Source organism: Lysinibacillus sp. VIII_CA (assembly GCF_049943995.1).
GTDB lineage: Bacteria > Bacillota > Bacilli > Bacillales_A > Planococcaceae > Lysinibacillus > Lysinibacillus pinottii.
The window spans coordinates 634,184-653,122 of record NZ_JBNFXM010000001.1 but is presented as its reverse complement, the minus strand read 5'-3'; the positions used below and the strand labels follow the sequence as shown (position 1 = coordinate 653,122).

15 protein-coding genes are annotated in these 18,939 nt (G+C 37.6%); 14 read left to right on the top strand and 1 reads right to left on the bottom strand.

The annotated features are described in order from the left end of the window. Positions 1-21 precede the first annotated feature (21 nt). The 8 genes from fliD to prfB all read left to right on the top strand — a co-directional run bounded on the left by fliD (position 22) and on the right by prfB (position 9,495). Positions 22-2,514: a flagellar filament capping protein FliD gene (gene fliD / locus ACP3VS_RS03135; protein WP_426388357.1), complete on the top strand. Its 2,493-nt coding sequence runs from the start codon at positions 22-24 to the stop codon at positions 2,512-2,514. 28 nt (positions 2,515-2,542) lie between these two features. Next, on the top strand, positions 2,543-2,902 hold the full coding sequence (locus tag ACP3VS_RS03130; RefSeq protein ID WP_012292913.1) for a flagellar protein FliT: 360 nt from the start codon (positions 2,543-2,545) through the stop codon (positions 2,900-2,902). 210 nt (positions 2,903-3,112) lie between these two features. Then, positions 3,113-3,523, top strand: coding sequence for a flagellar export chaperone FliS (gene fliS / locus ACP3VS_RS03125; RefSeq protein ID WP_012292914.1), 411 nt, complete (start codon positions 3,113-3,115; stop codon positions 3,521-3,523). 193 nt (positions 3,524-3,716) lie between these two features. After that, positions 3,717-4,097, top strand: a complete 381-nt coding sequence (locus ACP3VS_RS03120) for a PilZ domain-containing protein (protein WP_036214791.1) — start codon at positions 3,717-3,719, stop codon at positions 4,095-4,097. A gap of 99 nt (positions 4,098-4,196) precedes the next feature. Further along, the gene (hpf, locus tag ACP3VS_RS03115; RefSeq protein WP_012292915.1) at positions 4,197-4,748 is read left to right on the top strand and encodes a ribosome hibernation-promoting factor, HPF/YfiA family; all 552 of its coding nucleotides are present in this window, start codon (positions 4,197-4,199) and stop codon (positions 4,746-4,748) included. 141 nt (positions 4,749-4,889) lie between these two features. Continuing rightward, a complete protein-coding gene (secA, locus tag ACP3VS_RS03110; RefSeq protein ID WP_012292916.1) occupies positions 4,890-7,400 on the top strand; it encodes a preprotein translocase subunit SecA in 2,511 nt (836 codons plus the stop codon). A 352-nt stretch (positions 7,401-7,752) separates the two neighbouring features. Next, on the top strand, positions 7,753-8,289 hold the full coding sequence (locus ACP3VS_RS03105; protein WP_230584340.1) for a competence protein ComK: 537 nt from the start codon (positions 7,753-7,755) through the stop codon (positions 8,287-8,289). Between the two features lie 101 nt (positions 8,290-8,390). After that, a protein-coding gene (prfB, locus tag ACP3VS_RS03100; protein ID WP_206700897.1) for a peptide chain release factor 2 occupies positions 8,391-9,495 on the top strand; the annotation gives its coding sequence in 2 pieces (ribosomal slippage) (positions 8,391-8,465 and positions 8,467-9,495; 1,104 coding nt in all). A gap of 40 nt (positions 9,496-9,535) precedes the next feature. Here the strand turns inward: prfB and ACP3VS_RS03095 are convergent. Then, positions 9,536-10,045 (bottom strand): competence protein ComK, encoded by a 510-nt coding sequence (locus tag ACP3VS_RS03095; RefSeq protein ID WP_036167193.1) that lies wholly within the window; start codon positions 10,043-10,045, stop codon positions 9,536-9,538. Positions 10,046-10,271: 226 nt separating this feature from the next. On the opposite strand from ACP3VS_RS03095, the gene ACP3VS_RS03090 reads away from it, so the two are divergent. From ACP3VS_RS03090 to ftsX, 6 genes are all read left to right on the top strand, one after another. Next, on the top strand, positions 10,272-10,520 hold the full coding sequence (locus tag ACP3VS_RS03090) for an IDEAL domain-containing protein (protein ID WP_012292920.1): 249 nt from the start codon (positions 10,272-10,274) through the stop codon (positions 10,518-10,520). A 326-nt stretch (positions 10,521-10,846) separates the two neighbouring features. Beyond that, entirely contained in the window at positions 10,847-12,826 is a 1,980-nt protein-coding gene (gene uvrB / locus ACP3VS_RS03085; RefSeq protein WP_012292921.1) for an excinuclease ABC subunit UvrB, read from the top strand. A gap of 7 nt (positions 12,827-12,833) precedes the next feature. After that, a complete protein-coding gene (gene uvrA, locus ACP3VS_RS03080) occupies positions 12,834-15,701 on the top strand; it encodes an excinuclease ABC subunit UvrA (RefSeq protein WP_031418725.1) in 2,868 nt (955 codons plus the stop codon). 195 nt (positions 15,702-15,896) lie between these two features. Then, positions 15,897-17,084, top strand: coding sequence for a DUF4097 family beta strand repeat-containing protein (locus ACP3VS_RS03075; RefSeq protein WP_012292923.1), 1,188 nt, complete (start codon positions 15,897-15,899; stop codon positions 17,082-17,084). Between the two features lie 240 nt (positions 17,085-17,324). Further along, positions 17,325-18,011, top strand: a complete 687-nt coding sequence (gene ftsE / locus ACP3VS_RS03070) for a cell division ATP-binding protein FtsE (protein WP_025116775.1) — start codon at positions 17,325-17,327, stop codon at positions 18,009-18,011. Beyond that, positions 18,001-18,885 carry a permease-like cell division protein FtsX gene (ftsX, locus tag ACP3VS_RS03065; protein ID WP_031418727.1) on the top strand — a complete coding sequence of 295 codons (885 nt, stop codon included), beginning with the start codon at positions 18,001-18,003 and terminating at the stop codon, positions 18,883-18,885. The genes ftsE and ftsX overlap by 11 nt, the downstream gene beginning before the upstream one ends. The last annotated feature ends 54 nt before the right edge of the window (positions 18,886-18,939 follow it).

Below are 18,939 nucleotides of genomic sequence, written 5' to 3'. Positions count from 1 at the left end.
GAATATTTAGGAGGAAATATAATGGTAAATAGAATCGGCGGTTTAGCTTCAGGAATGGATATAGATGCACTCGTAAAAAAATTAATGAATGCGGAAAGAGCACCGTTAAACAAGTTATATCAAAAGAAACAAACGTACGAGTGGCAACGTGATGCATACCGAGGTGTTAATACAAAATTAAAAACATTTGATACTTATATTTCAGATAATCTAGTATTAAAAAGTCTCATTTCTAAAACTGCAGCTAGTTCCAATTCTAACTTAGTAACTGCAACTGCAACAGGAAGTGCTGCGGGAACACTGTCAATTGAGGGTGTTTCTCAATTAGCTACAGCAGCTCGTAAAGTTGGTGATCAGGTGAATGCTGTAGGAACAACGAAAATGTCTGATTTAGGAGCAACAGGAACTATAGAATTTAAAGCCATCCAAACTAACGGCAAATTAGCAAGTGAAGCAACAAAGATTGAAATTACTTCTGATATGACAGTTGATCAATTTATTAGTAAAGTGAATTCTAGTAATGCAGGAATTAGTGCTGTATTTGAAAATGGTCGATTCTCCTTTACTGCCAAAAACACTGGTGATGTTAAAGGTGATGATGAAATCAAAGTTGTAGGTGGTTTAGATATTTTCAACAAGTTAGGGTTTGCTGATCCTAATAAAGTTCAAAATACAGAAGGAAAAAATGCTATTTTCACTGTGAATGGCATAGCTACAGAAAGAACAACAAATACATTTACTATTTCAGGCTATAATGTAACGCTAAAAGATACATTTAATGGCCTCCAAACGATTGCAGATAAATATAAGGCTGCTGTGGAAGAATTAAAAAATGCTACTACCAATTTAGCAAATAAGCAAGCAAATCTTATTACAAAACAAAATGCTTATGGTGCTAGTGATATTAATAGTTATACAGCTAACCATGAAACTGCGTATAAAAACGCTTTTGGTAATACTTTATCTTTGTCACAACAAGTGCAATATAACAAACTAGGAAATGATGCATGGAGAAATTTATCAACAGATGAAATAAATTACATTAAAAACCAATCATCTGCACAAGGTATTAAAGATAATCTAGATGGAAGCTCTTTAAGTGATGAAAGCAAAGCGAAATTAAAGGATTTATCTAATGATGTGTTAGATGTTCTATTTTCAAACAAAGATCAGCTTACAGATTTTAAAGCTCAAGCGGAATACGAAAAATATGGTGTAAAATTAAAAGATTTTGATCAAAATGCCATCGATGCATTAAAACGATTCTCATATAACAGCAGTGATTCAATTGAAAAAATTCATAAAGATATAGATGATAATCCTGAGTTTACAAAGGAAGTCAAAGATGCGCTAAAATCTTTAAGTAAAGATGATTTAACTAATTTAATAGCAACAGATTCGGCAACTTTGAAAACTTATCAAGAAAAAGCTCAGGCTGTCGATTTCAAACAAAAATATAGTCAGTTAGGCGATGCGTTAATTAAAGAGTTGCAAGAAGGTACTAAAAAGGTTGAGGATTTAACAGAAAAACAAAAAGAGATTTGGAATAGCTTATCACCAGAAAAAAAAGGTCAATTTTATGATTTAGCCGATCAAAATATTAAGCGCTCCGAGTATTTAACTGCAGTTGCTGAAGAAAAAGCAGCTCAAACTCGTTTAACAGAGGCCACTAATACCGAAAAAGCAGCAACAGCAGATGCAACTGCAGCAGATATTTTAAAGGATGATGGTAGTGGCGGTAAAGTAGTTGACGAGGATAAAGTAAATGCTGCTCCACAAGCACAAGCGGTCACTATGACTTCCACAACAGATGTGGATGACATCATGGCTAAAATTAAGGAATTTGTCACTACTTATAACGGTTTTATCAAAGATTTAAATGATCAAACGAAAGAAACAAAATATCGTGATTATACACCGTTGACTAGTGAACAAAGAGAAGAGATGTCAGAAAGTGAGATTAAACTTTGGGAAGAAAAAGCGAAGAGTGGGTTATTAAGAGGTGACACTCTTATTCGTGAAGGGCTTGCAGGTATGCGTTCTTTAGTATACCAATCAAATCCTGGTATTGACTCAAAATATAATTCCCTCTTTAGTATTGGGATTACAACATCAAAAAATTATAATGATGGCGGTACTTTAGAAATTGATGAAGCAAAATTACGAAAAGTATTGGAAGAAGATCCTGATGCAGTTGAAAAACTCTTTAAAAATAGTGAAGGTAAAAAGGATGATGTCGTAGACGGAAAAACAGTCGATACACGCGGTTATTTAGATAAACTTCGTGGATCGATGAAAACTTTTGAAATTACTATTGAAAAAAAAGCAGGCCGCTCTACGATGACCGACGCTCAATATGCAATTGGAAAAAATTTAGTGGATACAGAAAGTCGAATCAGTACTTGGAAAAGAAAACTAGAGGATATAGAAGCACGATACTGGAAACAATTCACAGCAATGGAGCAAGCTATTAATAAAGCAAATCAACAATCAAGCATGTTCATGCAGGGCTAAGGATTTCTTTATTAGATAGGAGAGTATAATGTATCAAACAGATCAACTATTACAGGTGTCTGCCAATCTATTTAAGCATTTAGGTGACATTCCAAATGGTGAAGAACGTGACGAATATATTGAAACAATTAATACCATGTTGGACAAGCGTGAAACAATTATTAAAGGCTTGAAACAAGAAGGTTTTCAATTCGATGAACAAAATCGTATTCATCGTACTCTGTTAGAGTTAGATAAGGGCATAAAACAACGATTAGCAGCTGTTATGGATGCAGTTAAGCAAGACATGGCAAACCTACAAAAAACGAAAAAAAGTGAACAGCAATATTTCAACCCTTACTCCAATGTTCGTGTGATGGACGGAATGTATTACGACAAAAAGAATTGACCTTTTATCTTCATTCAGTGTGGTGGAAGCCGCAAGCTGAATGAAGATAAGGCCCAGGCGTATGTCAAGGATTTTTAAAAGAAGTGAATTGTGCTATCACAATTCAAAATCCCGACACAATTACGCTTGGGCGTAATTGATCAAATAGCTTTTCTTCGGAAAATGGTTTAAACTAGTAAATAAGTAACCTTTCAAAGGAGTTGTCCTTTATTGGCAGCAAATTTAACAGCACAAAATGCGTACAAACAAAATAGTGTAACCACTGCTTCTCCAGGAGAGCTGACGTTAATGCTTTATAATGGATGTTTAAAATTCTTGAATAAGGCGAAACAAGCTATTCAAGAAAAAAATATCCAAGAAAAAAATACAAATCTTATTAAGGCACAGGCAATTATAAGTGAATTAATGGCAACGCTTAATATGGATATTGAGATTTCGAAACAAATGCTACCTCTTTACGAATATATGAATCATCGTCTAGTCGAGGCAAACATTCAAAATGATGTAGCCATTATTGAAGAAGTAGAAGGATTAGTGACGGAATTCCGCGATACGTGGAAGGAAGTTATTCGCATTAATCGACAACAGCAATTTGGTCAGGGAAACAGCGGACAAATTTAGACACTATTAGAGACCATCCACCAAGATGGTCTCTTTTCTTTAAGACAGAATCATCTGTTAGAAATTATCACTAAATAGTCATAAAATAGGCTGTTCAACGGTAAAATATGTTACTTATTCCCCTAGCTGTAAGATGGGCATCGTGTCATAATCAAAGCAATATAAATGTTTAACAATATACTGGGGTGGGAATATGATTTTTAAGCGTCAAGAAGGTTTCCGATTTAAATTTGAGGAGCCTGTTCAAATAACTTTTGCTGTTTATGAAAATGGGCGAGTTAATCATGGGCAGACGGCAATGGCTGAATTGCTGGATATTAGTCCGCGTGGGTTAAAGATGTATACGGAAGTGGATTTAGGTGTGAATCCCCCACCATTGGATATCCATTTTGTGCTTGATACGCAAGAGGTACGGGCTTATGGTGAAGTGATTTGGAGTCGTCCATTTGGTAGTGGTAAGCAATATGGCGTTTATTTTAATGATCAAGGTCGTGTTGAAGAGTTGATTGTAGATGAATTAAAGCTACGACGCAAAAAAGAAGCGGCAGAAATAAAAAAGCAAAGCCAATATTAATTTTATAAAAGTTTTTTGTAAAATAAAGAATTATTTTAGAGGAATTTCACACACTTGTGTAGAAATAGATAGTATAGCAGTTATAAAGGAGGAGTTTACATGTTAAACTTTAACATTCGTGGTGAAAATATTGAGGTAACTCCAGCTATTCGAGAGTATGTTGAGAATAAAATCGAAAAAGTTGAACGTTATTTTAACGAAGATGTTAACGCCAATGCTAACGTAAATTTAAAGGTTTATAATGACAAGCAAACAAAAGTGGAAGTTACAATCCCAATGAAGAACTTAACTCTTCGTGCTGAAGAGCGTCATAATGATATGTATGCTGCGGTTGATCTCATTGTTGATAAATTAGAGCGTCAGATTCGTAAGCATAAAACGAAAGTAAACCGTAAATTCCGTGAGCGTGAAGGGGCAGGCCTTTATTTTGCTACTACTCAAGCAGTCGCTGATACGACTTTGGATGAAGAAGAATACTCCATTGTACGTACCAAGCAATTTGATTTAAAACCGATGGATCAGGAAGAGGCTGTATTACAAATGAATATGTTAGGGCATGATTTCTATGTCTTTACAGATGCTGAATCAAACGGCACAAATATTGTGTATAAACGTAAAGACGGAAAATATGGCTTAATTGAAACAACTTAAACTTCATGATGACAAAGGCTCTCGCGATGGCGAGAGTCTTTTTTGTATGACTTTCTCATGCAAGTAGGGTGACTGTTTGCATGAAACTGTTACACAATGGTAAAATGAAAGTTGAATCTATATAGGAAGTGAAAAACATTCATGGCAAACCTATTAAATAAATTATTTGATTTCAATAAACGTGAGTTAAAAAAATTAGAAAAAATCGCTGACCAGGTTGAGGGATTCGCTTCTCAAATGGAACAGCTTTCAGATGAACAATTACAAGCGAAAACAGAAGAGTTTAAAAAGCGTTATGCGGATGGGGAGCAGTTAGAGTCTATTCGTGCGGAGGCTTTTGCTGTTTGTCGCGAAGCGTCGAAACGTGTGTTAGAGATGTATCCGTTCCGTGTCCAAATCATGGGGGCTGCTTCTCTTGATGAAGGTAACATTTCAGAGATGAAGACCGGTGAAGGTAAAACGTTAACAGCTACGATGGCGGTTTATTTAAATGCGATTACTGGTAAAGGTGTGCATGTTGTCACAGTCAATGAATATTTGGCTAGTCGTGACGCTGCTGAGATGGGACAGCTGTATAATTTCTTAGGTCTTACAGTAGGTTTAAATTTAAATAGCCTGTCAAAAGAAGAGAAGCGTGCGGCCTATGAAGCGGATATCACTTATAGTACAAACAATGAATTAGGATTTGACTATTTGCGTGATAATATGGTGCTTTATAAAGAGGAGCGTGTTCAACGCCCACTTCACTATGCTGTCATCGATGAGGTTGACTCGATTTTAATTGATGAGGCACGTACGCCATTAATCATTTCCGGTCAGGCTGGGAAATCAGCACAGTTGTATAAACAGTCTAATGCGTTTGTACGTATGTTAAGTGCAGAAACAGATTACACATACGAAGAGTCAACAAAAGGTGTTACATTAACAGATGCTGGTGTGGAAAAGGCGGAGAAAGCATTCGGCATTGACAATTTGTTTGATTTAACACATGTCCGCTTAAATCATGCGATTAACCAATCGTTAAAGGCACATGTGAGTATGCATAATGATGTCGATTATGTTGTCCAAGATGGCGAAATTGTGATTGTTGATGGCTTTACTGGTCGTTTAATGAAGGGGCGCCGATATTCGGATGGCCTCCACCAAGCTATTGAAGCAAAAGAAGGCGTTGAGATTCAAAATGAATCAATGACAATGGCTACCATTACATTCCAAAACTATTTCCGTATGTACCAAAAGCTTGCGGGAATGACAGGTACAGCGAAAACTGAGGAAGAAGAGTTCCGCAATATTTACAATATGAGCGTTATTGCGATTCCTACGAATAAGCCCATTGCTCGTGATGACCGTCCAGATTTAATTTTTGCTTCTATGGAAGGGAAATATAAAGCGGTGGCGGCTGATATTGCAGAGCGCCATAAGGCAGGACAGCCTGTTCTTGTTGGTACGGTTGCGATTGAAACATCTGAAATTATTTCGCAATTGCTTGATAAACATAAAATCCCTCATAATGTACTGAATGCGAAAAACCATGAACGTGAGGCAGAAATTATTGCGAATGCTGGTACAAAGGGTGCTGTAACGATTGCCACAAATATGGCGGGGCGTGGTACCGATATTAAACCTGGTGAAGGTGTTTTAGAAATTGGCGGGTTAGCGGTAATTGGTACAGAGAGACATGAATCCCGTCGTATTGATAACCAGCTACGTGGACGTTCTGGTCGTCAAGGGAATCCAGGGGTGACACAATTTTATTTATCACTAGAAGATGATTTAATGCGTCGTTTCGGTTCAGATAATATGAAGTCTATGATGATGCGTTTAGGAATGGACGATACACAGCCATTGCAATCAAAAGTTGTGTCGAGAGCTGTAGAATCAGCGCAGAAACGTGTCGAAGGTAATAACTTTGATGCTCGTAAGCGTTTATTACAATATGATGATGTTCTCCGTCAGCAACGTGAGATTATTTATAAAGAGCGTTATGATGTGCTAGAAACAGAAAATATGCGTGTGCTTGTGGAATCGATGATTCAAGAGACGATCGATAATGTTGTCGGACTCTATACACAAGGGGAGCAAAAAGATTGGAATCTGAAGGCTATTGATGATTTTGTGGCTGCTAACTTGCTAGAGGAAGGTCAACTAAAAGTAGCTGATTTCCAAGGCAAATCTGCTGAAGACATTAATCAATTGATTTCAGAAGCTGTTCATGCTCGATATGATGAAAAAGAAGCAGAGCTTACTCCAGAGCGTATGCGTGAGTTTGAAAAAGTTATTTTATTACGTTCTATTGATACAAAATGGATCGATCATATTGATGCAATGGATCAACTTCGTCAAGGTATCCATCTGCGTGCATACGGTCAAAATGATCCACTTCGTGAATATCAACAAGAAGGTTTTGCGATGTTCGAAGATATGGTTGCTTCCATTCGCGAGGATGTTGCGAAGTATGCAATGAAGGCAGAAATTCGCAGTAATCTTGAGCGTGAAGAGGTGGCGAAAGGTCAGGCTGTTAATCCGAAGGAAGAAGGCGGTCCTGCTCCGAAAAAGCAACCAGTTCGTAAAGCTGAAAATGTTGGACGTAATGATTTATGTCCGTGTGGAAGCGGTAAGAAGTTTAAAAACTGTCATGGCGCAGCTCAATAATATAAAGGGAAAAGGTCATTTTAACTGTGTGTTGAAATGATCTTTTTTTTATAAATAAATAAATTTTTGTTATAAAAGTCAGAATTTATAGACAATAGTAAAATATGGGTATACAATAGCTGTAATATTAGGGATTTAGTTTTAGAGAATACTTCTATTATTACCTAATAATTAGGTGGGTTGAAAACAAAGAATTAAGAGTGACAAAAGATTAAAGATGGGGTGGGAGAAATGTGGGTGGAAATAGAGTTTTCCAAGCAATTTCGACTTGTAGAAAAAAGCGGGAATGTACGGACATTTGTATATTCTTTTTTTATTTAGGCTGAAAACATAAGTGCATAAAGGGGGAATAATGATGCATAAGAAGGATATTATGAGTAGTGAAACTATGCTGTATATGCCTGTGTATGATTCCTTTGGAAATTTATGTACTCGGGTAATGGAAAAAAGTAAAGATTATATTTCTAAAATACCGCCGACAAAGTTAATGGACTATAATCTGCGTTATTATGGTTCTAGCTTAAGAGGGGCTTTTGATGGATCAAAAATGATTTTAGGTAAGCTTAATAAAAACCCAATCGTTGTGGATGAGCGAGGTAATATTTTATGGTTTCCGAGCAAGTCGCCTCTACATCCGGAATGTATATGGTTTGCTGTCCATCATATTGATGAGTATATCTCTGTGGATAAAAAGAGTACAAAGATAATCTTTACGAATGGGCAGGAAATTATTGTAGATGTTAGTGTCAAAACGATAGAGTATCGTATTCAACGGGCATTTTTATTAAAATATAGATTAGAGAGAAGGACGAAGCATTTACTTGTTCAATATGATCGTGTGAAAGTATTTCAACGTTTTACGCTTGATATGCTTGAGGACGAGACTTAGGATCGTGTATTTATGTATGTTTTCCTCTGTAAAAACGTTATAATAAAAAGATACGGAGCTTTCACACTATGCTCCATTACAAACGTTCGGAGGATTTTACAATGATAGAATTAGCAGATGTACGCAATGTGTTAGATACTACAGCCAAAAAATTGGTGGACTTCAGGGGGTCTCTTTGACTTAGAAAACAAAGAGGCACGTATACAGGAGTTAGATGAAATGATGCTAGAGCCAGGGTTCTGGGATGATCAGCAAGGTGCACAGGTGATCATTAATGAGGGTAATGGCTTAAAAGCAATCGTTAATGAATATAAAGAATTAGAAGAAACACATGAGAATTTAGATATGACATTGGAGCTTTTACGTGAAGAGCCAGATGAAGAATTGCAGGAAGAATTGGGAAAAGAGTTGGTGGAATTCCAACAAAAAATGGCTGATTTTGAGCTGCAATTATTATTGAGCGGTCCATACGATCAAAACAATGCCATTTTAGAATTGCACCCAGGAGCAGGGGGAACAGAGTCACAAGACTGGGGTTCTATGCTTTTACGTATGTATACACGATGGGCTGAGAAGCGTGGCTTTAAAGTGGAGACAATGGATTATCTTCCTGGTGATGAAGCAGGGATTAAATCTGTAACCATTTCGATTAAGGGGCATAATGCTTTCGGTTATTTACAGGCCGAAAAAGGTGTCCATCGCCTAGTACGTATTTCACCATTTGATTCTTCAGGACGTCGTCATACTTCTTTCGTTTCTTGTGATGTTATGCCAGAGTTTGACGAGAATATTGAAATTGATATTCGCACAGAAGATTTGAAAATTGATACGTATCGTGCGACAGGTGCGGGTGGTCAGCACATCAATACAACAGATTCAGCTGTTCGTATTACACACATCCCGACTGGCACGGTTGTACAATGCCAAGCAGAACGTTCACAAATTAAAAACCGTGAAAAAGCGATGGCTATGTTAAAAGGGAAATTATATCAATTAGAGCTAGAGAAGCAACAGGCGCAGCTTGATGAGATCCGTGGTGAACAAAAGGACATTGGCTGGGGCTCGCAAATTCGCTCTTATGTATTCCATCCATACTCTATGGTAAAAGATCATCGTACCAATGAAGAAACAGGGAATGTCGGAGCGGTAATGGACGGCGATTTAGATCCGTTTATTAATGCGTACTTACGTTCAAAAATTAATTAATATCCATCCCCCAAGAGTTAATCTTGGGGGATTCTTGTAGTTAAAAGGGTGGATGATAGGGGGAGTCTTGACTAAGCTGTTTTCGTTCGTTCATATAATGTTTATAGAGCATTGATGCATTTACAAACTGCTTACTAATAGAAGCATATTGAATAGGTAGCTCAATCTTTTTATCATTTTTTAATGTGACAACACATCCTGTTTTACTAGGTGTAATGTTAGTAATAGCATGGAGTCCTATCCATATATTATGAATTGAATTCGGTGAATAGGTTGGTAGAAAAATGCAAGGAAACCCATAATCAAAAGCCACAACTATTGGTAGCTTATGTTGATTACCAAAAAAACGTTTAGCAGATTGCTTGGCAGCTTCATAGGTGGAGCCTAATGATATACAGGATTTTCTTAGTACATGCATCGGTTTCCGAGTAACAATTAGCTCATTATGTTTGTCAATAACATGAGTAAAAATTTTAGCGTCATGCTGAATAGGTTGTAGCAAGTAAGTGTTAAAGGAAATTAAATAGCCATTAACAAATTTGGTAGTCATAGTGAAAGTGCCTCCCTTTTCTATTGATAATCGTAGTGTAGTACATAATATGAATTTCAAAAAATATACAAAATAATGGAACAAGGCTTATAAATGAATGAAATGCTTAGAGAGTTTGCTTTAAACTTCACGAGTTTAGTAGCTAATTCAAGTTATTTTCAAATCGTAAGCATTGCTTTTTAATTTCAATTTTCATATAATTTAGAAAAGGATCGGGGTGAGATCGTTGGATAAATATTATTCGTACACAGATTTTCTAAAAGCCGTTGGTCATTCAAAAAAAGTTGATGAGGCAGAGAGATTATTAAACGAGATTTATTTAGATTTATTTTTAAATCGTATCCAGCGTATGCATCGACAAGAGCAGCTCATAGTTCTGATAGATAGAGCGCTCGATGATAAAGATGAAAACGCATTTTATCAATACGCAACCGAACTAAACTCCTTGCATCAAACAGAAGATGAATCATACTAATTATTCCGCTCTCCGCGTCTATGGAGAGCGGGATTTTTGTTTTTGGAAATGATAGAGTGGGTGGGGTCCAATGCACTCAATTTATGAAATTGCACTAAAAATGAGAAACGAGAAATTGCGACTACCATTCTATAATTGACTAATGAATAGATAAAGCTTGAAAACCTGTTGAAACGGCTATGATGAAAGTAGAAGGTTGATGGGCCATCTTCCATTTTTAGGGATAGAAAAAAATTTTACAAACATTCGTTCGTTAAATGTTCGATATTTTAATATTGCTATGCTAAAATATATGTACAAATTGGAAAGAAAGGACGGGGACAGGTGTGCAAACTTTTGATTTACAAGCGCCATATCAGCCTAATGGGGACCAGCCACAGGCAATTGCGGAATTAGTGGAGGGTGTGAAGGCAGGCAAGCGTCATCAAACGTTACTAGGTGCTACAGGAACTGGAAAAACGTTTACGATTTCTAATGTCATCCAGCAGGTTAAAAAACCGACACTCATTATGGCACACAATAAAACATTGGCGGGCCAATTATATAGTGAGTTCAAAGAGTTCTTTCCAAATAACGCTGTAGAATATTTTGTTAGTTACTATGATTACTACCAACCAGAAGCCTATGTACCGCAGACAGATACTTATATAGAAAAGGATTCTAGCATTAACGATGAAATTGATAAGCTGCGCCACTCTGCAACTTCGGCATTATTTGAGCGTGATGATGTCATTATTATTGCATCTGTATCCTGTATTTACGGTCTTGGTTCTCCAGAAGAATATCGTGAAATGGTTGTATCGATTCGCACAGGTATGGAAATTGAACGTAATCAGTTACTGCGCAAACTTGTAGATGTTCAATATGAGCGCAATGATGTTAGTTTTACACGTGGAACGTTTCGGGTACGAGGAGATGTAGTTGAAATTTTCCCAGCCTCACGTGATGAACATTGTATTCGTGTCGAATTTTTTGGGGATGAAATTGATCGTATCCGTGAAGTAGATGCTTTAACTGGAGAAATATTATCAGATCGAGAGCATGTTGCTATTTTTCCAGCATCCCACTTCGTTACACGAGAAGAAAAAATGCGAAAAGCAATTGAAAATATCGAAAAAGAATTAGAAGATCGTTTGGCATTATTGCGTGCCGAGGATAAATTGTTGGAGGCTCAACGTCTAGAGCAACGAACGCGTTATGATTTAGAAATGATGCGTGAAATGGGCTTTTGTTCGGGGATTGAGAACTATTCCCGTCACTTAACTTTACGTGAAGCAGGTGCTACTCCTTATACTTTGCTTGATTATTTCCCTGAGGACTTTTTACTTGTAGTAGATGAAAGTCACGTAACTCTCCCACAGGTACGAGGGATGTATAACGGTGACCAAGCACGTAAAGGGGTACTGGTAGAACATGGTTTCCGCTTACCATCTGCTCTAGATAACCGTCCATTGCGTTTTGAAGAATACGAAGCTCGAGTACATCAAGCTATTTATGTATCTGCCACACCAGGGCCTTATGAGTTGGAGCATACACCAGAAATGATCCAGCAAATTATTCGACCTACTGGTTTATTGGATCCATTAATTGATGTCCGCCCAATTGAAGGTCAAATAGATAACTTGATTGATGAAATTCAGGATCGAATTGCACGTGATGAGCGAGTGTTAGTAACAACGCTAACGAAGAAAATGTCAGAGGATTTAACCGCCTATTTGAAGGAGATGGGCTTAAAGGTTGAATATTTGCATTCTGAGATTAAAACATTAGAGCGCATTGAGATTATCCGTGAGCTACGGAAGGGCACATACGATGTACTAATTGGCATTAACTTATTGCGAGAAGGCCTTGATATTCCTGAAGTATCACTTGTAGCCATTTTAGATGCAGATAAAGAAGGGTTCTTACGTTCAGAACGTTCACTCATTCAAACGATTGGCCGAGCTGCGCGTAATGCGAATGGTCATGTCATCATGTATGCGGATCATGTAACAGACTCGATGAAAAAGGCACTGGATGAAACAAAACGTCGTCGTGCATTGCAAATGGCATATAACGAAGAGCATGGTATTACACCTCAAACTATTAGTAAAAAAATACCAGAAGTAATTCGTGCTACACAAGTGGCAGAAGAAGAAGAATCCTATGTAACAAAGGCGACGAAGGGCAAAAAGCTGACTAAGGCAGAAAGAGAACAGCTCTTAGCTTCTCTAGAAATAGAAATGAAGGAAGCAGCAAAAGCGCTTGATTTCGAACGTGCAGCGGAGCTTAGAGATACAATATTTGAATTGAAGGTAGAAGGGTGAATGACTTGTGAAAAATACTGAAATTGTCGTGCAAGGTGCACGTGCTCATAATTTAAAAAATATTAATGTCACAATTCCACGTGATCAATTAGTCGTTTTAACAGGATTATCAGGTTCAGGTAAATCTTCACTAGCGTTTGATACGATTTATGCGGAGGGACAACGACGTTATGTCGAGTCTCTGTCCGCCTATGCTCGCCAGTTTCTTGGACAAATGGACAAACCAGATGTTGATGCAATTGAAGGATTATCGCCTGCTATTTCAATTGACCAAAAAACGACGAGTCGTAACCCACGCTCTACGGTCGGGACGGTTACAGAAATCTATGATTACTTACGTTTACTTTATGCACGTATTGGTAAGCCGATTTGTCCGAATCATGGGATAGAAATTACTTCCCAAACGATTGAGCAAATGGTGGACCGTTTATTATCTTATCCAGAAAGAACCAAGATGCAACTTCTTGCGCCAATGGTTTCTGGTCGTAAAGGAACACATGTAAAACTACTGGAAGATTTAAAAAAACAAGGCTTCGTTCGTGTGCGTATTGATGGGGATTTACGAGATTTAGATGATGCGATTGATCTTGATAAAAATAAAAAGCATTCCATTGAGGTTGTGATCGACCGTGTTGTAATGAAGGAAGGTATTGCTGCACGTTTAAGTGATTCTTTAGAGACAGCTCTTCGTTTAGCAGATGGTCGTGTTCTTGTAGATGTCATGGAGCACGAGGAATTACTGTTTAGTGAACATCATGCCTGTCCAATTTGTGGTTTTTCCATTGGAGAGCTAGAGCCACGCATGTTTTCATTTAATAGTCCATTTGGTGCTTGTCCTAGCTGTGATGGCTTAGGCTCCACACAAGAGGTGGATTTAGATTTAGTGGTGCCAGATTGGGATCGTTCCTTGTTAGAGCATGCTATTGCACCTTGGGAGCCTACAAGTTCACAGTACTATCCTCAATTATTAAAAGCAGTATGTGACCACTATGAGATTCCAATGGATGTACCAGTAAAAGATTTACCAAAGGACAAGATGGATAAAGTTTTATATGGTTCAGGCAAAGAGAAAATTCACTTCCATTATGAAAATGAGTTTGGCAATGTGCGAGACCAAATGATTGAATTTGAAGGTGTTGTGCGAAATGTAGAACGTCGTTTTAAAGAGACAACTTCAGATTATGTTCGTGAGCAGATGGAAAAATATATGGCACAACAGGCTTGTCCTTCCTGTAAGGGTTATCGTTTAAAGCCAGAAACATTGGCAGTGAAAGTTGCTGATAAGCATATTGGTGAAGTGACACAATATTCGATTCAGGAAGCCGATACATTTTTCAAAGAGCTAGATCTCACTGAAAAGGATATGCAAATTGCTCGTCTAGTTTTACGAGAAATAGAAGAAAGACTAGGCTTCCTTGTCAATGTAGGTTTAGACTATTTAACTTTAAGTCGTGCAGCAGGCACATTATCAGGTGGGGAAGCACAACGTATTCGTCTTGCTACGCAAATAGGGTCACGATTAACGGGCGTTCTCTATATTTTAGATGAACCATCGATTGGTTTGCACCAACGGGATAATGATCGTTTGATTAGCACCTTACAAAACATGCGAGATATTGGTAATACACTAATTGTGGTGGAGCATGATGAAGATACGATGCTAGCAGCTGATTATCTGATTGACGTTGGACCAGGTGCTGGTGTACATGGTGGTCAAATTGTTGCAGCTGGTACACCACAGGAAGTCATGGAAAATGATAATTCTTTAACAGGACAATATTTAAGTGGTAAAAAATTTATTCCATTGCCAGTGGAAAGACGTCAACCAAATGGTCGTAAGCTTTCGATTAAGGGTGCCAAGGAGAATAATTTACGCAATGTCAAAGTCGACGTACCACTTGGTTTATTTGTCGCAGTAACGGGTGTGTCTGGTTCAGGGAAATCTACGCTGATTAATGAAATATTATATAAATCATTGGCACAGAAGCTGAATCGTTCCAAGGTTAAACCAGGAGAACATAAAGAGGTAACTGGGATGGATGAACTTGAAAAAGTCATCGATATTGACCAATCCCCAATTGGCCGTACACCACGCTCGAATCCAGCCACTTACACGGGAGTCTTTGATGATATACGTGATGTTTTCGCTACCACAAATGAAGCAAAGGTAAGAGGCTATAAAAAAGGTCGTTTTAGCTTTAATGTCAAGGGTGGCCGCTGTGAAGCATGCCGTGGAGATGGAATAATAAAAATAGAAATGCATTTCCTCCCGGATGTGTATGTTCCTTGTGAAGTTTGTCACGGGAAACGCTATAACCGTGAAACACTTGAAGTGAAATATAAAGATAAGAGTATCGCAGATATTCTGGATATGACAATTGAAAATGCAGTAGTGTTCTTTGAAAATATTCCTAAAATCCAACGTAAGCTACAAACTATTGTAGATGTCGGCTTAGGTTATATGAAATTAGGACAACCTGCCACAACATTGTCAGGAGGAGAAGCGCAGCGTGTAAAATTAGCATCTGAATTACATCGACGTTCAACAGGGAAATCATTCTATATTCTAGATGAACCAACGACAGGCTTACATGCAGACGATATAGCGCGTTTACTTGTCGTGCTACAACGTCTTGTTGAAAATGGCGACTCCGTTTTAGTCATTGAACACAATCTAGATGTTATCAAAACAGCTGATTATCTAATCGATTTAGGTCCTGAGGGTGGAGACAAAGGTGGGACGATCATTGCAACAGGTACACCTGAAGAAGTGGCAGAAGTGCCTGGTTCTTACACAGGAAAGTATTTAAAACCAATTTTAGAACGCGACCGTATGAGAATGGATGCAGTTCTAGCAGAAGCTTCTAAATCTTAATCCTAATCATCAATGGAATGCGAAAAGCGCTACTTAATCTATAGAATTAAAGAAGATTGGAGCACATCTTTCAAGCTGACGAGAAGGAAAGCCTTGGTTGTGATAGAAAATCCATATTATTTCAATTTTGCAGTGAAACTTTTCAATTAAAGAATCGTATAAATAGTATAACGAACTGAGGGAGGCTATTTAGTTATGCAAAATGAACGTCAACGAATTTTAGAACTTGTAGAAAAAGGTACGATTTCGGCACAAGAGGCGATTACATTATTAGAGGCATTAGAGCAATCTGGCAAATCTACTCAAAATGTTATGGATGATGTGTCTAAAGAGTCACAGTCATTTTCAACTGACAAAGAGTCACTATTTGAAGAAAAGTCTAAAGATGGCGACAAGAAAAAAGAAGACTTTATGAAACATTTCCAAGATGAGATGCAAGATTTCCGTAAAGATTTAACGCAGATTGGTTCTCTTTTTATGGATATGATGAATACAGCTGTCAAAAAGGTGAAGGAATTTGATGTTGCTTCTCCATTTGGCGACAAAATTGAGTTTACACATACAGAAGAAGTGGCTGCTGCCAATGTAGAAAGCATTATCGCTGAATTACCGAATGGTAACTTTTCATTGGAATCCAGTGAGGGAGATACAATTCAAGTTATTTGCAAGGTGAAGGCACCGCTTATGAATGAAAGTGAAGAAGAAACACGCAATCACTTTTTAGAGCAATTTGTTGTGAAAGAAGATGAGCATTCACTTCGAATTTTAAGTCAATTAAAGCTTGTTCAAGTCAATGCGAAGGTACTTGTTCCAAAGGATAAACTTGAAAAGCTATCCGTCCGACTTATGAATGGTAGTGTTTCATTACAGGATACAGATGTTGAAGAATTAAAGGTGAAAACATTAAATGGTGCTATTAAAGGGACTAAGTTCAGTTTTGGGAAAGCGGAAGTAGATTCCTCTAATGGCTCCATTGAATTAACGAAGGTTCGCGGGAAAGATTTAGAAGCTGAAACTTTAAATGGTCGCGTTTATTTAGATGGCGCGTTGGATGAAGTAGAAGCTAAATCTGTAAATGGACATGTTGTGGTGACAACATGTTCAACAAATTCATCCAAAATAAAAGCTCAAACTGTTGCAGGAGCGGTTGAATTATATGTGCCTCGAACTATTTCATTAAGTGGTAAAGTGGTAACTAACTTTGGGAAAGTAGACGTCGGAATACAGGATGTTTCCAAAATGGAGTCCCAGGATCAATTCCTCTCTAAAGTTGTCCGTTTTGATAAAGAAGTGGAACATGCAAATCGCTTATTTATTGAGGGAGAATCAAAAACAGGTGCTGTTTTAATTCGCTACACAACAACAGATGAGCAGCAAGTTTAATACAAAGCATTCAGGCTGATTGCCTGGATGCTTTTTTCTTGTGAAACAGCAATCGACACCGTATGTCGTCGATTGCTGTTTTTATTGTATGTCATATTTTTAAGGATTATGGCAAGGAAAGAACGAAATAGAAGGAACTACCACGGATTGAAATGAAACTGTAATAAAAAAACAGAAATAGAGTGCTATAATAGTAAATGAAATACCTCTTACATAGTGAGAGTTTTAGGTGGTTTAATCATGATAGAAATGAAAAATGTGACAAAGAAGTACCCCAATGGCGTTGTTGCGACAAATGGTATTTCTGTAAATATAAAGCAGGGAGAATTTGTGTATGTAGTTGGCCCAAGTGGTGCAGGTAAATCTACATTTATCAAATTGATGTACCGTGAAGAAAAAGCAACGTCAGGGCAGATTATTGTTAATGGTATCGATTTAGCAACGTTAAAGAATAAGAAAGTCCCTTTTTTGCGTCGTCAACTTGGTGTTGTTTTCCAAGATTTTAAATTATTACCTCGTTTGAACGTGTATGAGAACGTAGCGTTTGCACTAGAAGTAATCGAGGAACAGCCTGATGAGATCAGACGTCGCGTTATGGAAGTTTTAGAGCTCGTTGGATTAAAGCATAAAGCCAGAATGTTTCCGAATGAGCTTTCAGGGGGAGAGCAACAACGTGTGTCCATTGCACGCTCTATCGTCAATGTACCAAAAGTTGTGATTGCGGATGAACCTACAGGAAACCTTGATCCAGAAACTTCATGGGAGATTATGAATTTATTTGAGGAAATTAATGCGCGGGGGACAACCATTGTAATGGCGACCCATAACCGTGAAATTGTCAATACGATTCGACGTCGAGTGATCGCTATTGAGGGCGGTTTAATTGTCCGTGATGAACACGGAGGTGAATACGGCTATGAAATTTAGTACAGTAAAGCGCCACTTCCGTGAAAGTATAAAGTCGCTTGGACGAAATAGCTGGATGACTATTGCGTCTGTCAGTGCAGTCACAGTTACACTTATTCTAGTTGGCGTTTTTGCGCTTATTATGATGAATTTAAATAAGGTGGCAACTGATTTAGAAAACGACGTTGAGATAAAAGTCTTAATTGATGAGACAGCAGATGAGGCCGCTGAAAAAGCACTCATTGAGAAAATTAAAAAATTACCTGGTGTCTTAGAAATGAACTACTCAACTAAGGAAGATGAGTTAACCAAATTAGTCAAAGATTTTGGTGACGATTTTAAACTATTTGAGCAAAGTAACCCATTACGTAATGTAATTTATGTAAAAGCTACTGAACCTCAGCAAACGGCAAAAGTGGCGAAGACGATTGATAAATATGAGTATACATATGACGTTATGTATGGCGAAGGAAAAGTAGAAAAACTATTTAACTTCTTAAATATGAGTCGTAATGTAGGAATCGTGCTTATTTTAGGGTTATTATTCACAGCAATTTTCTTAATTTCAAATACTATTCGAATTACGATTATTGCTCGACGAGATGAAATAGAAATTATGAAACTAGTAGGTGCCACGAATTCATTTGTGCGTATCCCTTTCCTATTGGAAGGAATGTGGCTCGGTATTTTAGGTTCTATTATTCCGATTGCGGTTGTCACAACCCTTTACCACAATATATATAAAATTATTGCACCTCGTTTACAAGGTGAGCTCATTCAAGTATTAGATTTTTCTCCACTTGTGTATCAAGTGAGCGGTCTTTTGTTACTCATTGGTGTATTGATCGGTATTTGGGGAAGCTTCATGTCAGTGCGTAAATTTTTAAAAATTTAGTTTAGCACTCACAGCGGATATTTGTGAGTGGGAAAATGAATAGTCGAAGGGGAG

What these genes read in the sequence shown, in the direction of transcription:
- fliD (WP_426388357.1), top strand. Translation starts at nt 22, where the DNA reads ATGGTAAATAGAATCGGCGGTTTAGCTTCAGGAATGGATATAGATGCA.
- ACP3VS_RS03105 (WP_230584340.1), top strand. Translation starts at nt 7,753, where the DNA reads ATGATGCATAAGAAGGATATTATGAGTAGTGAAACTATGCTGTATATG.
- ACP3VS_RS03075 (WP_012292923.1), top strand. Translation starts at nt 15,897, where the DNA reads ATGCAAAATGAACGTCAACGAATTTTAGAACTTGTAGAAAAAGGTACG.
- hpf (WP_012292915.1), top strand. Translation starts at nt 4,197, where the DNA reads ATGTTAAACTTTAACATTCGTGGTGAAAATATTGAGGTAACTCCAGCT.
- ACP3VS_RS03120 (WP_036214791.1), top strand. Translation starts at nt 3,717, where the DNA reads ATGATTTTTAAGCGTCAAGAAGGTTTCCGATTTAAATTTGAGGAGCCT.
- ACP3VS_RS03130 (WP_012292913.1), top strand. Translation starts at nt 2,543, where the DNA reads ATGTATCAAACAGATCAACTATTACAGGTGTCTGCCAATCTATTTAAG.
- ftsE (WP_025116775.1), top strand. Translation starts at nt 17,325, where the DNA reads ATGATAGAAATGAAAAATGTGACAAAGAAGTACCCCAATGGCGTTGTT.
- ftsX (WP_031418727.1), top strand. Translation starts at nt 18,001, where the DNA reads ATGAAATTTAGTACAGTAAAGCGCCACTTCCGTGAAAGTATAAAGTCG.
- ACP3VS_RS03095 (WP_036167193.1), bottom strand. Translation starts at nt 10,045, where the DNA reads ATGACTACCAAATTTGTTAATGGCTATTTAATTTCCTTTAACACTTAC.
- secA (WP_012292916.1), top strand. Translation starts at nt 4,890, where the DNA reads ATGGCAAACCTATTAAATAAATTATTTGATTTCAATAAACGTGAGTTA.